This is a genomic window from Acetobacter malorum (assembly GCF_001580615.1).
Classification (GTDB): domain Bacteria; phylum Pseudomonadota; class Alphaproteobacteria; order Acetobacterales; family Acetobacteraceae; genus Acetobacter; species Acetobacter malorum.
In genome coordinates, this window is the sequence record NZ_LHZC01000036.1 from 24,299 (window position 1) to 46,198 (window position 21,900).

19 protein-coding genes and 3 pseudogenes are annotated in these 21,900 nt (G+C 56.2%); 15 read left to right on the forward strand and 7 right to left on the reverse strand.

Features of this window, described 5'->3' with window-relative positions; translation table 11 throughout:
* The first annotated feature begins 6 nt into the window (after positions 1–6).
* From AD930_RS02750 to AD930_RS17320, 8 genes and pseudogenes are all read left to right on the forward strand, one after another.
* The gene (locus AD930_RS02750; protein ID WP_061505022.1) at positions 7–453 is read left to right on the forward strand and encodes a hypothetical protein; all 447 of its coding nucleotides are present in this window, start codon (positions 7–9) and stop codon (positions 451–453) included.
* A 146-nt stretch (positions 454–599) separates the two neighbouring features.
* Positions 600–1,175, forward strand: a pseudogene (locus AD930_RS02755) (ATPase, T2SS/T4P/T4SS family); the annotation flags it as partial.
* A 164-nt stretch (positions 1,176–1,339) separates the two neighbouring features.
* A pseudogene (locus AD930_RS02760) lies at positions 1,340–1,849 on the forward strand (efflux RND transporter permease subunit); the annotation flags it as partial.
* A gap of 160 nt (positions 1,850–2,009) precedes the next feature.
* Entirely contained in the window at positions 2,010–2,225 is a 216-nt protein-coding gene (locus AD930_RS02765; RefSeq protein WP_061505024.1) for a hypothetical protein, read from the forward strand.
* Positions 2,218–3,366, forward strand: a complete 1,149-nt coding sequence (locus AD930_RS02770) for a DNA cytosine methyltransferase (protein ID WP_061505025.1) — start codon at positions 2,218–2,220, stop codon at positions 3,364–3,366. Before AD930_RS02765 ends, AD930_RS02770 begins: the two co-directional genes overlap by 8 nt.
* Positions 3,363–4,226 carry a hypothetical protein gene (locus tag AD930_RS02775; RefSeq protein WP_061505026.1) on the forward strand — a complete coding sequence of 288 codons (864 nt, stop codon included), beginning with the start codon at positions 3,363–3,365 and terminating at the stop codon, positions 4,224–4,226. Before AD930_RS02770 ends, AD930_RS02775 begins: the two co-directional genes overlap by 4 nt.
* Positions 4,223–5,155, forward strand: a complete 933-nt coding sequence (locus tag AD930_RS02780; RefSeq protein WP_061505027.1) for a DUF4928 family protein — start codon at positions 4,223–4,225, stop codon at positions 5,153–5,155. The genes AD930_RS02775 and AD930_RS02780 overlap by 4 nt, the downstream gene beginning before the upstream one ends.
* Complete coding sequence (locus AD930_RS17320) at positions 5,152–5,553, forward strand: very short patch repair endonuclease (RefSeq protein WP_035353463.1); 402 nt, start codon at positions 5,152–5,154, stop codon at positions 5,551–5,553. The genes AD930_RS02780 and AD930_RS17320 overlap by 4 nt, the downstream gene beginning before the upstream one ends.
* 244 nt (positions 5,554–5,797) lie before the next feature.
* On the opposite strand, the gene AD930_RS02785 is transcribed toward AD930_RS17320, so the two are convergent.
* The 4 genes and pseudogenes from AD930_RS02785 to AD930_RS02800 form a co-directional block, all read right to left on the reverse strand.
* Complete coding sequence (locus tag AD930_RS02785; protein ID WP_061505028.1) at positions 5,798–6,976, reverse strand: site-specific integrase; 1,179 nt, start codon at positions 6,974–6,976, stop codon at positions 5,798–5,800.
* A gap of 174 nt (positions 6,977–7,150) precedes the next feature.
* Entirely contained in the window at positions 7,151–8,830 is a 1,680-nt protein-coding gene (locus AD930_RS02795) for a recombinase family protein (protein ID WP_082781646.1), read from the reverse strand.
* 13 nt (positions 8,831–8,843) lie between these two features.
* Positions 8,844–9,032, reverse strand: a complete 189-nt coding sequence (locus tag AD930_RS17325) for a hypothetical protein (protein ID WP_082781640.1) — start codon at positions 9,030–9,032, stop codon at positions 8,844–8,846.
* A 220-nt stretch (positions 9,033–9,252) separates the two neighbouring features.
* Positions 9,253–9,648: pseudogene (locus AD930_RS02800) on the reverse strand (LysR family transcriptional regulator); the annotation flags it as partial.
* A 162-nt stretch (positions 9,649–9,810) separates the two neighbouring features.
* On the opposite strand from AD930_RS02800, the gene AD930_RS02805 reads away from it, so the two are divergent.
* Positions 9,811–10,518 (forward strand): FadR/GntR family transcriptional regulator, encoded by a 708-nt coding sequence (locus AD930_RS02805; protein ID WP_061505029.1) that lies wholly within the window; start codon positions 9,811–9,813, stop codon positions 10,516–10,518.
* Positions 10,519–10,536: 18 nt separating this feature from the next.
* Here the strand turns inward: AD930_RS02805 and AD930_RS02810 are convergent, their stop codons facing one another.
* Positions 10,537–10,932 carry a hypothetical protein gene (locus AD930_RS02810; RefSeq protein ID WP_061505030.1) on the reverse strand — a complete coding sequence of 132 codons (396 nt, stop codon included), beginning with the start codon at positions 10,930–10,932 and terminating at the stop codon, positions 10,537–10,539.
* 45 nt (positions 10,933–10,977) lie between these two features.
* Positions 10,978–11,934, reverse strand: a complete 957-nt coding sequence (locus tag AD930_RS02815; protein ID WP_061505031.1) for a LysR family transcriptional regulator — start codon at positions 11,932–11,934, stop codon at positions 10,978–10,980.
* A 247-nt stretch (positions 11,935–12,181) separates the two neighbouring features.
* Here AD930_RS02815 and AD930_RS02820 point away from each other — a divergent pair, with 247 nt between their 5' ends.
* From AD930_RS02820 to AD930_RS02845, 6 genes are all read left to right on the forward strand, one after another.
* Complete coding sequence (locus tag AD930_RS02820) at positions 12,182–13,831, forward strand: MFS transporter (protein ID WP_082781641.1); 1,650 nt, start codon at positions 12,182–12,184, stop codon at positions 13,829–13,831.
* 131 nt (positions 13,832–13,962) lie between these two features.
* Positions 13,963–14,991 (forward strand): ferritin-like domain-containing protein, encoded by a 1,029-nt coding sequence (locus AD930_RS02825; protein WP_244150473.1) that lies wholly within the window; start codon positions 13,963–13,965, stop codon positions 14,989–14,991.
* A 75-nt stretch (positions 14,992–15,066) separates the two neighbouring features.
* Positions 15,067–16,143 (forward strand): HlyD family secretion protein, encoded by a 1,077-nt coding sequence (locus tag AD930_RS02830; protein ID WP_061505033.1) that lies wholly within the window; start codon positions 15,067–15,069, stop codon positions 16,141–16,143.
* Entirely contained in the window at positions 16,130–17,722 is a 1,593-nt protein-coding gene (locus tag AD930_RS02835; RefSeq protein ID WP_082781642.1) for an efflux transporter outer membrane subunit, read from the forward strand. The genes AD930_RS02830 and AD930_RS02835 overlap by 14 nt, the downstream gene beginning before the upstream one ends.
* Positions 17,719–18,447 carry a pirin family protein gene (locus tag AD930_RS02840; RefSeq protein WP_061505034.1) on the forward strand — a complete coding sequence of 243 codons (729 nt, stop codon included), beginning with the start codon at positions 17,719–17,721 and terminating at the stop codon, positions 18,445–18,447. Before AD930_RS02835 ends, AD930_RS02840 begins: the two co-directional genes overlap by 4 nt.
* 207 nt (positions 18,448–18,654) lie before the next feature.
* Entirely contained in the window at positions 18,655–19,260 is a 606-nt protein-coding gene (locus AD930_RS02845) for a flavin reductase family protein (RefSeq protein WP_061505035.1), read from the forward strand.
* Positions 19,261–19,354: 94 nt separating this feature from the next.
* Here the strand turns inward: AD930_RS02845 and AD930_RS02850 are convergent, their stop codons facing one another.
* On the reverse strand, positions 19,355–21,586 hold the full coding sequence (locus AD930_RS02850) for a TonB-dependent siderophore receptor (protein WP_061505036.1): 2,232 nt from the start codon (positions 21,584–21,586) through the stop codon (positions 19,355–19,357).
* Positions 21,587–21,900 lie beyond the last annotated feature (314 nt).

Consider the following 21,900-nt stretch of genomic DNA (forward strand, 5'->3'; position numbering starts at 1 on the left):
GCAAGTATGGCGATGGCAAAAAAGAAAGCCCAGATCTCCGTCTATCTCGATCCCGAGGTGATGAAGACCCTCTCCGCCTATGCCGCGCGACGCGCGCAGCCGATGTCGCTGATCGTCGAGGCCGCTGTCGCCTCCTTCCTGTCGCCCGACGGGGAGGAGCGCCGCGAGGCTGCAACATCGAAGCGCCTCGACCGGCAGGACCGGCGCCTTGCGCGGCTGGAGCGTGATATTGGCATCACGGTGGAGACCCTGGCGCTGTTCATCCGCTTCTGGCTGACCACGACCCCACAGCTGCCCGAACCGGCCGCGAAAGCAGCGCGGGCACAGGCTGCGGCGCGTTACGATAATTTTGTCGCGGCCCTTGGTCGTAGGCTGGCCCAGGGACCGAGACTCCAGCAGGAAATTCCAGACGACGTTTCCGATCCTGCCATACAGGATGAACCGGATTCGTAATTTCCGCACCCTGCAAGTATTTTTGCCCTGCGTTCCCCTACCGTCCTACGACGCATGAATTCCTGTTGAACCGCGTGGTTTCCTGCCTTTCTTAATTGTCCCCGTTGCTGTCCGCGCATCGCGTTCGGCCCGTAGCGGGGAAAAGCATGTCGGTTTCCAGCATCCATGAAAGGGCCACGGTACGCGGCATGTCCATGCTGCGCACGGCGATGGGGCCAGCGATTGCCCGGCATCTCGCTGATCCTACCGTGGTCGAGGTCATGCTCAATCCCGATGGGCGGTTGTGGATCGACCGTCTGTCCGAGGGGCTGGGCGATACCGGCGACAGGGTTACGCCAGCCGATGCCGAGCGCATCGTGCGTCTCGTGGCCCACCATGTCGGGGCTGAGGTGCATGAGGCAGCACCCCGTGTCTCGGCCGAGTTGCCAACCGGCGAACGGTTCGAGGGATTGCTGCCGCCCGTTGTGACCGCCCCAAGTTTCGCGATCCGCAAGCCCGCTGTCGCTGTGTTCACGCTCGACGATTATGTCGAAGCCGGGACCATGACAGCGGGCCAGGCGAATGTCCTGCGCCGGGCTGTATCCGACCGAAAAAACATACTGGTCGCTGGGGGAACCAGCACCGGCAAGACCACTCTGGTCAACGCCCTGCTGGCCGAGGTCGCGAAAACTGACGACCGGGTCGTGCTGATTGAGGATATGCGCGAACTGCAATGCCGCGCAGCCTCGGGCCGATGCGTCTGGCGGGGTTCGGGCTGGACAATCTCTCGCTCATGGCGCTGACGGTGGTCACGGGCCTGGTGGTGGATGACGCCATTGTGGTGATCGAGACCGTCACCGGCGAGTTGCAGAGTGATGAAGGGGATGTTGGCAAAAGCACGCATGACAGCGAGATCCTGATCATCGGCGCTGTGCTTGCCGTCTATCTGACATTGGGCATGCTGTATGAAAGCGTGTGGCATCCGCTGACCATTCTCTCCACCATTCCCTCGGCCGGGATCGGGGCCATCATGGCCCTCGATCTCTTCGGGTTGCCGTTCTCGGGCATGGCGGTGATCGCCATGCTGTTGCTGACTGGTATCTCGCTCAAGAACGCGATCCTGCTGGTGGATTTTGCCATCCATGCCGAACGCGAACGCGGCCTGACGTCACGGGAGGCCATTCGTGAGGCCTGCCTGCTAAGGTTGCGGCCGATCGTCATGACGACTTTTGCTGCCGCCCTTGGGGCACTGCCGCTGGTGCTGATGGGGGGCTACGGCATGGAACTGCGCCAGCCGCTGGGCATCGCGCTGATCGGTGGTCTACTGGTCAGTCAGGCCCAGACCATGTTCACAACGCCAGCACTCTATCTGCTGGTGGCAAGGGGGGCCGCAAAAAATCGTTTTCGCACTTACTAATAGGTTCTTTGTTGCCACGATCACTACATATACGTCTGATAGGCTCCGATAGATCGTCGATATCGTCTGATACGAATGATTTCTTTTTCAGGTTTATTTTTGAGAACAAGTCAGGAACATTCGTCTGGACATACGAATATTTTGGCGCCATCATGGCGCCATGACCCATGCTACAGAAAATTCGGGAGTTCGCGCGATGGACCGGATCAATCTGCGTCTCTCTACGGAGACATTTGGTGCGATTGATGACGCGCGCGCAAAAAGGGCTGGAAGAGTGTCTCGTAACACTTGGATAGCGGAAGCGATTGAAGAAAAGCTCGCGCGTGAGGTGGTGTCGTTACAAGAAGATGCCGTCAGGTCTGCAGCCAATGCCTAGTTTTTACGAATTTTTTGCTGGCGGCGGGATGGCCCGTGCGGGACTGGGGGCCGGCTGGACGTGTCTGTTCGCCAATGATTTTGATCATAAAAAAAGTCTGAGTTATCAGGCCAACTGGGGGACGGGAGGAGAATTGCGGGTTGGGGACGTCAATGATGTCCGTGTTGAAGACTTACCTGGTGTTGCGGATCTCGTATGGGGTTCATTCCCATGCCAGGATTTGTCGTTGGCTGGAGGGGGCGCAGGTCTCAAAGGAGAGCGTTCTGGCACCTTCTATCCTTTCTGGAATGTCGTGAGAGAGCTCGTTTCAGAGGGAAGATCCCCGAAAATTATAGCTCTTGAAAATGTCATTGGCACGCTGACCTCTCATGGGGGACAGGACTTCGACGCTATCTGTCGGGCTCTTGTCGAGACCGGATATCGGTATGGAGCGCTCGTAATCAACGCCTCATTGTTTGTGCCCCAGTCACGTCCTCGCTTGTTCATGATCGGGGTGCATAAGGATGTGGAAATTCATCCTTCATTGTTATCTCCTGAACCGCTTGACCCGTTTCACACCAATGGATTGAAGAGGGCTGTTCAGGGAATATCAAAAAAGGCGCAAACTCAATTTTTGTGGTGGAATATCCCCACTCCATCGCATCGGCATACAACTTTCGCTGATCTGATTGAGGAAGCGCCTACTGGAGTGCTTTGGCATACAGCCAGCGAAACCGAAAGATTGATTTCGATGATGTCCGCCACCAATCTTGCCAAAGTAAATGCTGCAAAACGTGCGGGCAGGCGCATGGTGGGAGCCATCTATAGACGAACACGTCTTGATGAAAACGGGGCGAAGGTTCAGCGTGCTGAAGTGCGGTTTGACGATATCGCTGGTTGTCTTCGGACGCCGGCAGGAGGTTCAAGCCGTCAGACGATTATTGTTGTTGACGGCCAAAAGGTTCGGTCGCGGCTAATCTCCACTCGTGAAACAGCAAGGCTGATGGGGCTCGAAGATCATTACAAGCTGCCTAAGAATTATAATGAAGCTTATCACCTGACAGGGGATGGCGTAGCTGTGCCTGTCGTTCGTCATCTGGCGCAGCATATCCTGGAACCGCTACTTGGCATGGTTTCCGAAGGGAAACAGGAAGCGGCATGACCATTATTCCCTGTAAACAGAACAAGGGATTGCGCGATCAAATCGAGAGATTTGCCGAAACACTTAAAACAGAAGCACATAAACTTGGCGATCATGGTTTAGGTGAGCGAGAGTTCTATCAGTCTGGTTTGTTCCGTGGCGCGATAGAGCGTGTCCGTGGCCAGTTTTCGGCCACTATGCGTGGCAAACGAGAGTTTGTTCAGCATGCGCTGAATCATATGGAAGACGGCGGTTTTATTGCTGGATGGGATCTGACAGATAATGCAAACCGTAATGATTATATTGTTCGTCTAAATAGTGGACGTGTTGCTGTTATTGACCTTAAGGGCTGTCTTGATGGGAATAACACGAATATTTTTGAACGACCGCCACTCGCTGATGAGTTTGTGATCTGGAGTATCTGTTCCAATCCTGGTGCAGATCCTCAACGAAACGCTTGGTCGGGCATTCACACACGTCTTAGCGCTGAAATGATTGCGCGGAACCAGCAGGTGGATGGGGTGCTGTTGTGGGATATGGTTTGTGCGACAATTGGTAGACCTTGCCCAAAATCCGTAGACGGTGATCGGTTGACCAATCTTGGTCCTTTTTGTGTGCCTCCTCCGTGTATCTATCTGTTTCCTGAGAATATCCCTTCAATTTCTATTCCTTTCGTTAAAGGACGGGATATTGGAGAAGTTGAAATTCTCGCGGCTTTTAATGCTGCTTTTGGTGGATATGCCGAGGAAATCCATCATGTCGACTTTCGGATGGAAATGCGAGGAAGTGAGTTGATGCGTCAGACAGTTGTGCGACGTGCTGGCACGATAGAACAGGTCTCAGAAATGACGGCAATTCGACGAGTTGAGAAAGATTTATGATGTTATCACAACGAGCAGTATTGGCGGCGTTTGACGATGATTATATTGGCTTGTCAAAAGGGTCTTTATCTCTTGCTCTGATCCTAACGAGGAATGCGGCATCGAAGCAGTTCCCGTTAGATAAAAATTCGTTCGTAACAACAAAAGGTGGGCAAGTCGCCGGATTGGGTGGTGGGGCGGTAAAGAAAATACTTAAAGACCATGGCATTGAGCGTATTCTCTCTAGTGAAGGGGGTAGAACCAGTCGAGGGAATATGGAGAGAATGAATGCATACATTGATGTTTTAAACGATCTGCATTTTCACAATTTATTGGATTTAGACGCTGCGGAGAAATATTGGGTAGAGCGTGTTCAGGCGTATTTTGATGCTCTTCCGTTTACTTTCAAACTTGATCCATCACGCTCTTTACGGGCTTGTGTAAGAGATCTTTTGGCGCAGGCCGTAGAACGTCAACGTGAGGTTTCCGGCACCATGTATGCGGGCGCTGTTATGCAGCATCTGGTCGGAGCCAAACTAAATGTGATCACAAAAGGTAGTATTCGTCATCACGGTTTTTCGGTTGCGGATGCGCCATCTAATCGCTCAGGAGATTTTTTGATCGGAGATGTGGCTATTCATGTCACAACTGCGCCTGGAGAAGCGCTTATTCGGAAATGCCAGGACAATCTCAGTTCCGGTTTACGTCCTCTTATTGTGACTACAGAAGATGGGGTAGGTGGCGCCAAAGCACTCGCCAAGCAGGTTGGAGTAGACGATCGCCTTGATATTATTGAAATCGAGCAATTTTTAGCGACGAATGTTTATGAGTGGAGTACCTTTGAACGGGACGCCAGACAGACGGCGGTGAGGGATATTATCGATCATTATAATAAAATTATCGCCGAGTGCGAGAGCGACCCAAGCCTCAGAATTGAATTTGATGGATGAAAGTAGATCCTGTTCGTTCACGAACTATGAGGGCAGTTAAGTCGAAGAATACGAGCCCGGAATTGGTGGTAAGAAAGCTTATCCATGCAATGGGATACAGGTTTCGGCTCCATCGTAAAGATCTTCCTGGCTCTCCAGATTTGGTTTTTCCAGGTCGAAAATTGGCTTTATTTGTGAATGGATGCTTTTGGCATGGGCATGATTGTCCACGAGGAGCACGGATTCCGAAAAGCAACACAGAGTATTGGACAAAAAAAATTGAACGCAATCGCGTGCGAGATAAAGAGACGCTGATCGCATTGCAGAAGTTAGGTTGGCGTGTCCATGTTATATGGGAATGTGAGATTAAGGATAGGGAACGCCTTGAAGTAAATATCAAGTGTCTCATGGAATTATAGAATGGATTAGGCCTTTAGAGGTATATTAATGATGTATATTTAAAGTATTATTTGTATAATTCTAGCGGTCTCGTGGATTTGAATATCGTCGTCGTTTCTCTCCTTTATGATTTGGACGCGACGGTGCTGTTCTCTTTTATTCGTACTGGTGCAAAGACGACTTGATTGTTTCGCGAACGTCTGACAGAGGCTTGCACGGTCGGGGTATCATTAATCGTTTTGACACCACTTTGCGTGACGCAGGCTAATCAATCGTAGCCTCCAGTGTTTCTCTGGGTAGGGCAAGGGCAGCAGAAATTTTTAGGTCGATCCCTTTGACCGCGCGCTGGATGGGCTCTTTCTTGAGGTGGGCGTAACGTGCGGTCGATTTGAGATCCCGGTGACCCAGCAGTTTCCCGATCATGATCAGATCCTCGCCGAGTTCCAGCGCATCGGATGCAAAGGAATGGCGGAGATCGTGAATCCGGACATCCTCCAGCCCGGCTTCCTTTCGGATGCGCCGCCACGGCTTCTCCAGATCAGTCAGGTGGCCACCGTCTTTCCGTCCCGTGATAACATAGGGATTGCCCTCGACCCTTGGGATGTCTCCAAGCAAGCCGATCGCACTCTCGCCCAACTGAACCGTGCGGGCACCACTTTTGGTGTCCGGCAGCCTTATTACCCCTTCGTCCAGATGGACGTATTCCCATTTCAGGCGCTGGATTTCCCGCAGGCGACAGCCGGTTAAAAGCAGGAGCTGGAGCGCATTGACGGCTTCAGGCATCGTAGAGCGAGCATCATTGAGCGCCTGGCCAAGGCGCTGATGTTCGTCCGCCGTGAGGTAACGCTCACGTTTTAGCTCCTTGTAGCGTTTCACGCCCCGGCAGGGATTCACGTTATCTTTCCGGACGCCCCACAGGATTGCCAGCGAGAACATTTTTGACAGAACGCCCAGGGTCCGGTTGGCCTGATATGGAATGTGGCGATAGGCATGATGGAAAGCGACCACATCGGAGTGGGTAAGGGCAGCCATCTTCCGGTTGCCAATCTTTTTCTTGATGAAAAGGTCGATCGCGCGCTTGTACTCGGCTTGAGTCGTGGGTTTCAGATGCGTGTTCACATGCCGTTCGACGAAAGTTTTGCTGAACTGGTTGACGGTCGGGCAGGAGCGCTCTTCTCCGCGTTCGACGTTGGGATCGCCGCCATCCTTCACGCGGGCGAGAATCTTGATCGCCTCATCCCGCGCTTTATCCGCCGTCCACGGGCCATGATGGCCGATCGTATAACGGCGGAATCTGCCGTTGGTCCGGTAATGAACCACATAGCTCATCCGGCCGGAAGGCCAGACCCGTAAGGCAAAGCCGGCGACCTGATCGTCCCAGACGATGTAGTCCTTCTCGGCAGGTTGAAGGGTTGCGATGATGCGCTTTGAAATCCGGGGCATGGCTTCCTCCGCAGGATGCGTATAGGATGCAAATGGGACTGAAACGTCAGCGTGAGCGAGCGTAGGAAGTTGAGCGGAATTGCACGATTTATGCAATTAAAATAATAGGATAGTCGTATATTGGCGTAGGGTATACGGATATTTCGCGGTGTGGCGTAGGCCCTGCTGTCAAACTCATAACCTGAAGGCCGCAGGTTCAAATCCTGCCCCCGCAACCATCTGAACTTGCGATGCCAACGCATCACGAACCCTAGTCCGGAAACGGACTGGGGTTTTCGTTTGTCCGACCGACGCAACCGTTAGGATGCCGGCGAGATCGCCCCGGACATTGATCTGTAGTCCCTTGTCGGATGGCGTGAGGATGATGGCCTCGATCAGCGAACGGATCACCTCGGCCGCCTCCTGGCGTTTCTCGTCCAGCTCGGAATGCAGCATGTCGTGCAGGCGCGCGAGCTGTCGGTGGTAGAATTCCGCCATCTGGGGATGGAGCAGGGGCGGGGGCGCCTCGGCGGTCGCAAGAAACTCCGTCAGCTCCGCCTTACGGGCTTCGAGCTTCGATCCGCGTTCCTTGACCGTCTCGATCGAGATGGCTTCCGAAAGATAGAGATCCATCAGGCGCTGGATGTCGCGCTCGACCCGCTTCAGTTCTGACTCAGCCGCGCCGATGTCGGCCGACGCCTCCATGCGCAGCCGGTTCATCTCAGTGGTGAACGCTGTGCAGAATTCGGCGAACAGGTCCGGGTCCATAAGGTGATGACGCAGGGCGTCGAGAACGCGCCGTTCCAGTTCCTCGCGGCGCATATTGGTGCGATTGTCGCAGGTGCCCTTGTTGCGGGCCGTCGAGCAGCCGAGCAAGGTGCCGGAGATCATCGAATAGCCGCCACCACAGCAGCCGCATTTGCTGAGGCCGGAGAACAGGTAGCGGGGACGGCGTTTCTCACGGAAATGATCGGGCGAGGATGTATCGCGTGTGTCCCGGCTGGCGCTGACGCTGGCCTGCCGCGCCTTGACCGCGTCCCATAGTTCCTGGTCGACGATCCGCAGTTCCGGCACCTCCTGGATCACCCATTCGGCTTCCGGATTGGGTCGGGCCTGGCGTTTGCCGGTATCGGGATCCTTGATGAAGCGCTGCCGGTTCCAGACCAGTTTGCCCACATACATCTCATTATTGAGGATGCCGGTGCCGCGTAGCCGGTTGCCGTTGATGGTCGAGAAACCCCAGGCACTGCTACCCGGTGCGGAGATGCCTTCGTCGTTGAGACGGAAGGCGATGGCGCGCGGTCCCAGCCCGGCTGCGAAGTCGCGAAAGATACGACGGACGACCTCGGCTTCCGCTGGATTGATGGTGCGGTCGCCCCGGATGGGCTCGCCATTGGTGTCGAGCCTGCGTACGACATCATAGCCGTAGGCATTGCCGCCACCGGACTTGCCCTGTTCGACCCGGCCGCGCAGGCCGCGATGGGTCTTCTCAGCCAGGTCTTTCAGGAACAGGGCGTTCATCGTGCCCTTGAGGCCGACATGGAGGTGGGAAACCTCGCCCTCGGAGAGAGTGACGATCCGCACGCCGGCATAGTTCATGCGCTTGAAGACGCCGGCGATATCCTCCTGGTCTCGGGACAAACGGTCCATCGCTTCGGCCAGCACGATCTGGAACCGTCCGCGCTGTGCATCCGCGATCAGCGCCTGGATGCCGGGCCGCATCAGGGAGGCACCCGAGATGGCGTGGTCGGTATACTCCTCGACGATGCTCCAGCCCTGCTTCTCCGCGTGGGTGCGGCAGACCCGAAGCTGGTCGGCGATCGAGGCGTCGCGCTGGTTGTCGGAGGAATAGCGGGCGTAGAGCGCGACCTTCATGACGGGGTATCCCTTACGGTCCGGAGCGGCGGCGCTGCTCCTGTTGCTGCGACCGGAACCAGTCCCGTGCCGCACGACGGGCCATGAGGCGGACCAGCGCTATCAGGCGCGGGTCGGGGGTATTGGGCCGTAGGACGAGCCGCAACTCGGGCTCTGGCGGCCGATACGCCGGGGCAATGGACTGGCTGGGTCTGTCCGTCATCGTTGCTCTCTTCCGACCGCAAGGCAAGGAAAACAGACATACGATCCGGACAGATGACTGTTATTTCAATGGCAATACGCAATACGGGAAGTCGTGCCCGCGCGGGCTCCAGCGTGCGGAATCGTAGTTATGGGTGGTCCCGGATACAGGCGCGTCGCACAAATACTGGCGTATGACGGCGGCACGGGAGGGGAGGGCGAGTCATGAATGATATGAGAATACCCTCGGAATAGCGAAACACGATATTAGGATGTGTAGCGCGGAACTCCGCTGTGAAATCCGAGAGTCGTCCAGGCAGGACGCAGGTCTGGATGCCGATGGAAATCTGGCCATTCTCGCCCTTACCTGTCCGTCGTGCTCGGGCGTTCATGCTCGCCACATTATCCAGGATCGTCTGGGTCCAGCGGATGAATTCCTGGCCGAACGCAGTTGGTGCGGCACCGACCGGAGAGCGGGTGAACAGCCTGACATCAAGCCGCTCCTCCAGGTTGTGCAGGGAGCGGCTGACGGCCGACTGGCGGGTGTTCAGGAAACGCGCCGCGCCATGGATACTGCCGTGCTCGGCGATTGCCCGCACGCATAGCAGTTGCCACAGATCGAAGGGCGGGCGGCGCATGACCCGTCACACCGTCTTGCTCTGATGTGGTCGTAACACATATTTTAGATCGGCATTGCAAAGTCCATTTTTTCTCATGTTTTTGTAACCTTTTGCTTTATCCATTCAGAACTGGGCGATAACCCATAGGACTACATATCATTTCAGGCTATAATTCCTCCTATGTCTGGATCATCCTCACTTTCCCAACTTCCCCGTCTTTCCCTCGTCGATTGCGCGATTGATGCCATGCGGGAAAAAATCGAAAGCGGGGCCTGGCCCGTCGGAGAGCGTATCCCAAAAGAAACCGAACTTGCCGAGATGTTGCAGGTTGGGCGGAATACGGTGAGGGAGGCTATTCGTGTCCTGTCCCATGCTGACGTGCTGGAAGTCCGGCAGGGGGACGGAACTTATGTCCGCTTTGAACTTGACCCTGCCGCAGTTATGCGGCGTGTCACGCGATCCAGCCTCCGGGATCATTTTGAACTGCGTGTCATTCTGGAAACGGAAGCGGCCCGACTGGCTGCAGGACATCGGACCGCCAGGGATATTCGGAAGCTGGAGAAAACGCTCAAGGTGCGCGGAGAGTGGGCTGCGGGCGGTGACCTTGATCGGTTTCTCAAAGCGGATACGGCATTTCATCTGGCGGTCGCCGAAGCGACCCATAATGAAGCCCTGGTTGAACTTTATCGATACTTTCTTGTTGCGGCGCGTCAGGCAGGGCGTGCCGTCATGGAAGAGCATGGGCTGCCTGAACCCGGATACGCCGCCCATGAACGGATATTCCGGGCAATCGAGCAGGGAGATGGCACGCGCGCGGCTCGTGCGGCAAGCGCGGTCGTCCGGCCGCTCGTGCAGGCCCTTTCCGATCATACTGGGAACAGGGACTGAGCCGCATGCCACGGTCATCTACCTGCTGGCCAGAACATGGTGGGCAAGGATTTCGGCTTCTGCCTTCGACGCGGTGGCCATCTGAGGAACACCGAACGCGCGTTCCGCGCCCGGAAACATCTCTTCCAGAGCCGAACGTCGTGTCGCATCGGGCTCAATCAGGATCATGACCCTGCATAATCTGGAAAGGGGCTCGCGGTTTGTCTTAAGCCAGAGTCCTCGCTCCTTTCTGTCATCGTGATCCTCTTCTGGAGCAGGTGGGTAAATCAGGGCAAACGGGGTGCCGCGCTCCAGAAGGGCGGTCATCTCGCCTTTCCAGCTTGCCGCGTAACCTGGGACTACTTTGTCCGGATTCAGACAGACCAGTGGAAAACCGGTTGTATCGAATACTTTCGAAGCATCTGAAGTAGTCATGTCTATTCTCCATAAGATGTTAAAGGGCAGATCATCCGACCTTTTTTAATGAACGAAGACGTCTCCTTCCGGGACGGTCTCATGTGAGCGGTTGCGCCATCCACTCGTCACAGTGAGAACTGTGCGGCGCAGCCATCGATGCACCACATCTGAATCGTGGCGGGGATGCCATGCCTGGAAGACGTTGACGGGTGTGAGCTTGAGCGGAAGGGGAAAAGCGTACAACCCAAGACGGTCCAGTGTGTCACGCTCTATCGCGACATCGGGCACCGGGAGGATCAGATCAGTCCGGTGCAGGCCTTGCATCGCGGTGTAATACGAGGGGACGAGAAGGGCCACGTTCCGGCTGAGGCCGAATTCTTCCTGCAGCGCGTCATCAATGGGACCATGTCGCCGGCTGCGCCGTGACACACTGATGTGGTCGTATTGAACCAGGGACTGGGGCGTGATCTCACCAAGCAGGATCGGATGGCCTGCGCGCACGACCGCATGAAACCGGCTTTCGAATAGTGTCTGTCGCATAATTTCTGGACGGAGGTTTTCGGTTGCACCGATATACAGGTCGATCGCCCCACGCCGCAGAGCATCGCTATCGTCTCCGTCGGTTTCACTGGCAAAAACAACGGCAGCATCTGGACAGTCTCCCCGTAAGGTCTGAAGCAGCTTCGTCGCGAATGGTCCCACGACGACATCTGCGGCCCGGATCGTGAAGATAGGTTTTATGCCCGTAAGATCCAGTTCCTCGTCTCTGCGCATCAGGTCATGCATGCCCGCGAGGATACGGCTGATGCGCGGCTGCATCTGGAGTGCGCGCGGGGTCGGCACCATGTTGCGGCCCATCTGTACAAGGATCGGGTCATCGAAGGTTGCCCTGATCTTGGACAGGGTGCGGCTGATTGTCGCCGCGCTGACCTGAAGACGCTGGGCGGCACCCGTAACGCTCGATTCCTCAATCAGCACATTCATGGCGTGTAACAGGTTCAGGTCGTAGCCACGCGTCATCAATAAAGTCCTCCCGCGCACTGAAGGCGGATCATACCCATCTGCTTGGTAGTATCCAAATAGATAGGAACATAGGATGTTTGTGACAAGTGACCCTGCCAGAAGCATGAGGATGCTGCAATAATTTTATGCGTTCTCACCGTTACGGTTGGTGAGAGTCATGTTTTCATATTTGAGTGTTCCCGATCCCGGTCTTTGCGATCACAGTCGCCGCAGACATCCCTATTGCAACTAAAAGAGGCGTCGTTTGACCCGGATCGACCTTCCCCTTGCGGAAGCGGTGGCTGCACCGATACCTGCTGCGCCGTCGCCACCTCCACCGCCTCCGAAAGGTCCGGCGTTCGGCCTGCGTCTCGCCACCGGTCTGATCGGTGTGTTGCTGGCCGTGCTGCTGGCCGGTTTCAACGAGCATACAACCGAAATGGCACTGGCCGATATCAAGGGGCAACTCCATATCGGGCACGACGAGGGAACGTGGATTATTGCCCTGTTCGAGGCCTTCAATATTTCAGCGATGGCCTTTGCGCCATGGTGTTCCGTGACGTTCTCTATACGACGTCTGACTATCGTCATGACAGGAATGGTTGGGGTGCTTGGGCTCGTGGCTCCTTTCATGCCGAACCTTGGCGCTCTTCTGATTCTGCGTACCCTGCAGGGGTTCGCCTGTGGCTGCCTGCCTCCCATGCTCATGACGGTGGCGCTGCGCTTCCTCCCTCCCAACATCAAGATTTATGGTCTTGGCGCCTATGCGCTGACGGCGACGTTCGGTCCCAATCTCGGCGTGCCACTGGCTGGCTTCTGGTTCGAATATGTGGGCTGGCAGTTCCTGTTCTGGCAGATCGTTCCGCTCTGCGTGATTTCGATGATCTGTGTGGCATGGGGGCTACCGCAGGATCCGCTGCGGCTGGAGCGCTTCAGGCAGTTCGACTGGAGGGGACTGTTGACCGGTCTGCCTGCGATCTGCTCGCTGGTCATTGCTCTCGAACAGGGTGACCGGCTCGACTGGTTCCGCTCACCGCTTATTACACATCTGTTCTGTGGTGGTGGCTTTCTGTTTATCCTTTTCATTATCAATGAATGGTTCCATCCACTGCCGTTCTTCCGGATTCAGTTGCTCAAACAGAGAAATGTCTCGGACTCCCTGCTGACCCTGGCGGCCGTACTCGTTCTTTGTGTTGTCACCATAGAGATCCCCTCGGTTTACCTTGAAGAGGTGAGGGGATACCGGCCCATCCAGACTGCGCCCATCGCGCTGATTTTGGCGGTTCCCCAACTGATCGCGCTGCCACTGGTGTCTGCGCTCTGTAATATTCGCAAAGTTGATTGCCGGATTGTCCTCATGGCCGGGCTGGCCATACAGGGGGCATCCTACTGGCTGGGGACATGGATCGATTCAGACTGGGTGCGTGAGAATTTCTATATTGTCCAGCTGATGCAGGTCGTCAGCCAGCCGATGATGGTCATTTCGATCCTGATGCTGGCCACCATGGGGCTGGGACCAGCGGACGGCCCCTTCATCTCAGGCATGTTTAATATGACCAAGGGATTTGCCAATGCGATTGCGGCTGGAGTCATCGCGGCGCTTCTGCGCCGGCGGGAGCAATACCACTCCACCATGTTGCTGGATATCTACGGTTATAACCAGAATGCCCTGGACGGGATGGGCGATCCCACGAGTACGCTGCTGGCCCCCCACATCGCCGATCCTGATCGCCTGACGTGGAATACGCAGGTTCTTCTCCACGGCAAGGTCGCCGAACAATCCCTCGTATTGGCCTGCGCGGACATTTATTACATGATGATCGGGCTCTGCGCCGCTTTCATTGTCCTCAATTTGGTCCTGCCCCAGCGGGTTTATCCGCCACGAGCGCCGTCAGCCAGCACCCCGGCCAAATAAGCCATAGGATCGAAACCATGTCAGACAGGATGCATCCCGTGTCACGCTCTACTCCTGAGTTTAAAAACATCCTATCACCCAATGAAAGTATCGAAGTATTCAGGACTGATCTTGAGCGGATTTATGGGAACATGCCCCAGGCTGGCGATATTGGGCAGGCCGGGAGCAAGGCGCTCGCCGATGCAGATTATCGTAGCCGGCACTGGCAGAGTAGCGAACCGGGCCCCTTGAAGCCGGGCAGTCTTGCTCATAAGCGGGCGGTGTCGCGCATGTTCCGCGATACGTTCAATCCGTACCGGCCTTCCGTCATCGACTGGCCCCGGCTTGATCCTGATACATTGCGACGCATCTCATCTCTGCCGATCTGGGACGTCGCGGTTGAAACCGAAGGTAAGGCGCGTCTCAGGATGGCGGCCTACGCTGCGACGATTGCCGACCCTGACATGAAGAATGCCATCGCCCGGAATGCGTGGGAGGAAAATCGCCATAAGGAAGTCCTCTCCCGGCTGGTGGAGGCCTATGGGATACCGATGGCCAAGGAGCCGCCGTACATCACCCCGCGTGACACGGAATGGGCCTATATGGTCACAGGTTTTTCCGAGTGCGTAGACAGCTTCTTTGCTTTCGGACTGTTCGAACTGGCAAAGCGCTCCGGGTTCTTTCCCGCCGAACTGGTCGAGACGTTCGAGCCGGTCATGCAGGAAGAATGTCGCCATATTCTCCTGTTCGCCAACTGGCTGGCGTGGCATCGCGCCACGGTGCCGCTGTGGAAGCGCCCATGGTTCGAGGCCCGTGTGGTCGGTGTCTGGCTGTTCCTCGCATGGGAGCGGATCGGCATGGTCAGAAGCATGGATGCCGACGGAAATGTGCGCGAGCAGGACGCGAATTTCACCGTATCGGGAGCAAAAGACGTGTCCAGCATCGACGTCAGCCTGCGGGAGCTTCTGGGCATCTGCCTCGTCGAAAACAACCGACGGTTTGCTGGGTATGACGTGAGATTGCGCCGACCCCGGATGATGCCGGGCCTCTCCCGATGCCTTCGCTACGTTCTTCCCCGTTCAAAGCCTCCCACAGTCGCCGCATCACGACCAAACCTGGTCGAGAAGATCGGTGGCCTATGCTTTGCGGGTCTTCTCGTTCTTTACGCGCGGACGATGTGACCCCGCTTTCCAACATCCTGCCTGCCTCGCTGACGCACCGGTTCAAGTACGCTGCCGAGGATTTCTGGAGCTGAAATGCCACGTACACGAAATCTTATGCTGATCGGCGCAGGCGTCGTCGCTCTTGGCGCCGCCGCCTGGTTCGCGGACCACCTCATTCTCGGTGACGGTGTCCATGTCGAAACCAACGATGCTTACGTTACGGCTTACTCCACGCTGGTTGCCCCGAAGGTTTCGGGTCGTATCGATCAGGTGCAAGCGCGGGACAATGAGCGGGTCCATACGGGTGAAGAACTCGCCCATATCGAGGACGATGATTACCGTGCCGCACTAAAAGTTGCGCAGGGGAACGTCGCGGTCGCGCGGGCAGATATCGCCAACTTGCAGGCTGAACTGAACAGACAGAACGCAGTCATCGCGGCAGCCGCCGCAACAGTGCAGGCCGACGAGGCAGCCCTCGAATTCGCCCGTCAGGATGAAGCGCGTTACCGGAATCTGTCCGCAGGAGGTGCTGGCACGGTCGAGCAGCGCCAGCGGACAGCATCCGGGACGCGGCAGACAGTCGCGACGTTGGCGAGGGATGAGGCTGGTGTCCAGGCCGCGAAAGACCAGGTAGCAGTCCTGACCGCACAACTTGACCGGGCAAAAGGAAGTCTCGTCCGGGCAGAGGGAGAATTGCGTCAGGCGGAACTGGATCTGTCCTACTGCACGATTCCTGCGCCTATCGATGGTGTTGTAGGTGTGCGTGGCGTACGCGTCGGCAATTACGTCCATGCCGGGACCGCTCTCATGGCCGTGGTGCCCGTGCAGGATGCCTTTGTTGTGGCGCATTTTCAGGAGACGCAGCTGACTCATGTGTTGCCGGGACAGAAAGCCACGGTATGGGTGGATACGTTCCTTGGTCACTCGCTCCGCGCCCATGTGGACAGCTTACCGCCCGCGACCGGTGTAGCGTTTGCCCCCATCCAGCCAGACAATGCCACCGGGAACTTTACCAAGGTCGTCCAGCGTCTGCCGGTTCGTGTAACCTTTGATCCCGGTCAGCCCCTGGCTGCTCGTGTGCGGGTGGGCATGTCCGTTGAGGTCCGCATCGATACGTCCTCAACGCCGGAAGGCAGCAAGGCCAGGGACGAGCGCTATGTCTGGCAGTAAGACGATGATCGCCACCGTGCGTCTAGTAAGTTCTCGCTTGGCCGCATGGCTGGCTCTCGGCCTACCCATTGCAGGATGCACGGTCGGACCTGATTACCATAAATCATCACCGGCCTCGCCAACATCCTGGCATCAGAGTGTCGTGTCCGCTGAAAGTCATCCGGTACAGGCGCCGCTCGATCCGGAATGGTGGAACATCTATAATGATCCCGTCCTGACCACACTTGAACAGCAGGTGGCGGGAGCCAATCTTGACCTGCGTGCAGCAGCCTATCGCTTCGCCGAGAGCATGGCGGAGCGCAGGATTGCGAGCGCTGCCCAGTTCCCGCACGCTGAAGCCAATGCCTCCTATGCGCGGGAGCGGGCCAGTCCCAATGGTGTGCTGGGTCTGCTTGGCACCATGGAAGAGCAGGGTGCAGGGTCAATCGCGAGTGGAACGCAGGGATTTGGTCCCACACGCCTTCCGGGGGCCGCAGGCGCTTCATCCTTCAACCTGCCGCAATATGGTATGAATGCCTCGTGGGAGGTGGATTTCTGGGGTCATGTCCGCCGACAGGTCGAGGCTGCGACAGCGGCCATGCACGCGACCGAGGATATGCGGCGCGACGTGCTGGTATCGCTCATGGCGGAAACCGCGCAGGACTACCTCGAACTGCGGGGGGTGCAGGCCCAGATCGGGATTGTCGAAAATAACATAGGGATCGCGCGCCATAGCGTGCAACTAACGACTTTACGTTTTACTCAAGGTGCGGCGACCCGCCTGGATGTCGCAGATTCCACGGGCCAACTGTACAGTTTTGAATCCCGTCTTCCCGTTCTGAAAAGCCAAGAAGTGCATCTGATCAACGCGCTGAGTTTTCTGGTTGCACGCGAGCCGGGTGCTCTCACGGCGCAGCTTGGTAAACCTGCGCCGGTTCCGCCCGTGCCAGTGTCTGTGCCGGTTGGTCTGCCGTCCGAGCTGGCCGAACGGCGGCCGGACATCCGTATGGCTGAGGAGCGTTTGCATGCCGCGACGGCCAATATCGGTGTGGCCATCGCCGACTTCTTCCCTCGTGTCACGCTGTCGGGAAGTCTGGATGTGCAGGCGCTCCAGTTCAGCGGGTTAGGGTCATGGGCATCGCGACAGTACGGGTTCGGACCGACAGCGACACTACCGATCTTCGAAGGCGGTCGCCTGACGGGGCAGCTTCGCCTGCGCAAGGCGCAGCAGAGGGAGGCCGCTGTCATGCTTCAGCGCACAGTCCTGAAAGCCTGGCAGGAAATCGACGACGCCATGGCTGATCTCTCGGCGGCGCAGAATCAGAGGGATCGTCTCGCTGAAGCCGTCAAGGAAAACCAGATTGCCGTGCAAACGGCTCAGGCCCAGTATGTGCAGGGATCGTCCGACTTCCTGAACGTCCTGACCTTGCAGAATGCGCTTCTGGCGACCCAGAACCAGCTTGTGCAGGCCACAACCAACGTCTCCACTTCGGTGGCTCGTCTCTACCGTGCGCTCGGTGGGGGATGGGAGCGGCAGTTCCCAGTTCAGGAGCGACGTTACGCTGCTGACTCGACATCAGCGCCAAAGGGAAAATCATGATCACCCTTCGCTCTGCCCGGGATCTGGGGACGGTGACGCAGCCTGGCGTGACCATTAGCTGTCATTTCTCTTTCGCCGAATATCGCGATCCCGCTCACGTCCACTGGGGGCAAATTCGTGCAATCAATACCGCTGTCTTCGAGCCGTTTGCCGAATTCCGGCTGAGGGAGGAGGATGCCAAGGATATTGTCACAATTGTTCTCAAAGGCACTTTTTTTGCCGAGGTTGACGGTCGGGAGCCGCTCCAGTTTCAAGAGGGTGACATCCATCTTCTCAGTGCAGGGCAGGGAATTCAGGGCGTAACGTGGTGGGCTGCCAGCCCGGGATCTTCGTTCGTGCAGGTATGGTTGCTGCCGGACGAGGAGGGCGGGGTGCCGGAGAGTGTGGTTCATCACCGCCCGGTTCGGCATGGGCAAAATGCGCTCGCCATTCTGGCGAGTGGCTTCGCCGAGGATTCACCCGAAGACACCGATAGCGGACAAGCAGACGAACCAGTTCCGCTTCGTGCGTCTGCGCGGATCATGGGCATGATCCTGCAGTCGGGAGTTACGACGCACTACACCACAGGAGCGGGACGGCTGCTTTACCTCGTTGTGCTTTCGGGCGTGATAAAGATCAATGATCAGCCTGTCAGTAGCGGGGCGGGAGCGGCAATTTGCAACGAAACAGAGGTAAGGCTGCACGGAGAAACTGATACCACCGTCCTGCTGATTGATGCGGTCTGAAGTCAAGAGTGTTTCCGGGGGCATGTTAAAGTGAGAGTTCGTTCAGAAACAAATTGATTCATAAAGGTTGAGGAGTTTTTGGAGGCGGGACTCCAGACTTGGGGCGCGTCATAGAGGGATCAACTCGTGAAGTCCCGATAATTTTGGAAAGTGCGCCCCGAACAAATGAACTCCGCTAATCGACCTGTATCTTCAGGAGTCATAATAATGAAGAGAATGCGTATTCCCTCCCGAAGCATGTATTACGGTACTCCGGTTGCCTTGGTCTGTACGCAGAACAGTGACGGCTCGGACAATCTGACGCCAATGTCGTCGTCGTGGTCACTCAGGGATTTTGTGGTGCTTGGCTTGGGATGTGCGTCCCAGGCTGTCGAAAACTTACATCATCGTCCCCGACTGACAGTAAATCTTCCTTCTGCGGATCTGCGGAAATCGATAGAACAAATTGCAACCTTTACAGGAAAAAATCCTGTTCCAGACCATAAAGCAGCACAGTTCTCTTATTGTCGGGACAAGTTTAAAGCTGCGGGACTGACGCGGGTCGCATCGACCGAAGGTGGACCGTCCCGCGTTGCTGAGTGTCCGATCCAGATTGAGGCAATCGTAAATACCATGACTGATGTTTCGGACGACCCGGAGGGGTTCTCTGTTATTATCGCAAAAGCTGTCGCACAGCACGCTGCGGTCGGGATTCTCGATGAAACGTCCGGTCAGATCGATCCGGCAAAATGGGAACCTCTTATATTCAGTTATAGGACTTATCGCGGTGTCGGACCTGAACTGGGCCGTATGGCCCGTGTAGTGCGCTCCTGAAGAAATTGCATAATTTGTGGAATATATATTTAATATAATGCGATATCAAAAAATCTATCGATCAACCCTAGCATTAGAATGTACGCACTTCATACTACCATTGAAACGCAATGCCGGTCTTGAACGTCCGTCGGTTTCCGTAAAAACATCCTCCCGCCGAGAAGCATGATGACACATATTTCCGGTCGAACAGGTTGGTGCCGTTGAACATCAGTGTCCATCCATGAAGGCTGGGTGACAGGTGAGAGAGATCATAACGCAGTGTCGTGTCGAACAGCACTACGCCGGGAACCGCAAAACTGTTGGTTTCATCGCCCGCACTTGAACCCACGTATCGGACGCCCCCACTGACGTTGACGCCCTGTAGATGTCCCCAGGTGACGGCATAGTTCGTCCAAAGTGACGCCATATGTCTGGGCACGGCATAAAGGCGCTTTCCGATCAGACTTGTATCCGGATCATGTGTAACAGTCGGATCCGTGTAGCTGTAGGACGCAATCAGTCCTAGATTGTCCGTGAGCGCCGCATGGGCTTCAAATTCGACGCCCCAGGACCGCACGCCACCGCGCTGGACGGAGTAGTAGGGATGAGCCGGGTCCGTGGTGCTGACGTGTCGTTCATTGATGTCGTAAGCAGCGATCGTCAGGAAACTGCTATAACCGACAGGCTGATATTTGATGCCGCCTTCAACCTGACTGGCCCGGGTTGGCTGGAATGCTTTCCCCTCATAATCGACGCCCACGACCGGCTGGAACGACGTCGAATAACTCACGTAGGGTGATAATCCGTTTTCAAAAAGATAGACAAGCCCGGCACGTCCGGTAAACGCTGAATCATGTTGGGTGCTTGTCGTATTGGAAAGCCGATCGCGCGTCCTTATAGTAAGCCAGTCATGGCGGCCACCCAGAAGCAGGGACCAGTGACCGAGCCTGATCTGGTCCTGTATGTATCCCCCGATACGTTGTGAGTCCTGTCTTGTGCTCTGGGCTAAGGCAGGAGGCACGATGCTGGCATCATAGACAGGCGCGCTATAGTCAAGTGCCGAGACCAGCCCGTAAGCGGACTGGCGCATTGAGGATTCCGAGCGGTCATATGTTACGCCAGCAAGAATGCGGTGCTGGAGTGGTCCTGATGTCACATGCCCTTCCACGCGTGTGTCAGCTACCACACCGTTGAGATCAGCACGTGACCAGGACGAGTAACGATTGAGATTTCCGTCAGTGTCGTAGGGATTGGAGAAATTGACTGCAAGTCCCTTGAAACTCGTATTCAGATATTCGTAGCGAACGGTTTGCTGTAGGTTCCATCCCGGAAGAAAGTGATATTTTACGCGGTATTCCGGCATGATCTGTGTTCGGTTGTAGCCATCGTAGTTTGACTGGCTCGGATTGAATTTCGTGGAGATGCGCCCGTGCGGGCCAGGCAGAACACTCCCCTGTGCGGGGATCCAGCCTGCAAAGTTATTGTCCGGATCACGTTGGACATTCAGTACGAAATCAACGCTCACTCGTGGCGTAGCTTTCCACGTCAGCGTGGGTGTGAGAGCCAGTCGCTGCTCTTTTGCGTCCCGCATCTGGGTATCGACCCGACGCCCTAGGCCGCTGATTCGATAGAGGAGTGTCTGATCGCCTGTGAGGGCACCGCCGACATCGAATGTGCCCTGTATCCTGTTGCGACTGCCGCTTTCGACTGCAATCTGTCGAGGGGCTGAAAGAGACGGAAGTTTGTTGTCAAGGTTGATGATGCCCCCGGGGCTGGCGTCTCCGTACATCACGGAAGCTGGGCCGCGCAGCACTTCCACCCGATCAAGAGTTGAAGGATCTACCGTTGGAATGGCCCATCCTTGACCCTGTTGTAACTGTATGCCGTCCAGAAATCCCACGTAATTGGCCGACGTTGCAAAACCACCGAACCCACGCATAAATGTTGTATCGAATATCGTGTCACTACGTGGCTCGGAATAAACTCCTGCCGTGTAGCGCAATGCCTGCGCGACGTTTTGGGTGACCTGATCATCCATCTGTTGTCGCGTGACGACGGAAATGGACTGCGGAATTTCACGGAGTGGGGTGTCCGTCTTGGTGGCGGCACTGCTGTCGAAAGCAACATATCCTTTCGCCTTGTGCTGATACTGCGCACGCACCTCGATGGTTTCTGTTTTCGGTTTTCTGTCGTGAGTTTTCTCTTCAGTGGCTTGGCCAATACAGGGTAGAGCCACACCGCATCCAAGCAGAATGCAGAAAAATGGATTGCGTCGGTCATAAAAAATATTACCAGAACGGCGCTTATGGCTCGTGTGATCGCATTCGCATATCAACTGGGTCATTGAAAATTTGTCCAACGAATTAGGTTGGATCAAACGTAACTGCGAAGCGGTCGCAGAGTCAATACATAGGATGTTTGGATGTTTAATGCGTCATGAGAAGCGCTGTTCCCTGTCATTGTCGGATTGAGACAGTGGGGAGAGGCGTTTTGCTACAGCCCCGGGGAGCCACATTCGGAACTGGTCGACCGGAAAAAGGGGGAGCCTCTGGCACCGCTGATCGTGCGGGATGTAGATGGCGAGATTATCCAGGCGCAGGATACCATCGTCAGGAAAATCTGATGAGGAGATGAAGGAGACTGGCGCTATGACGGACG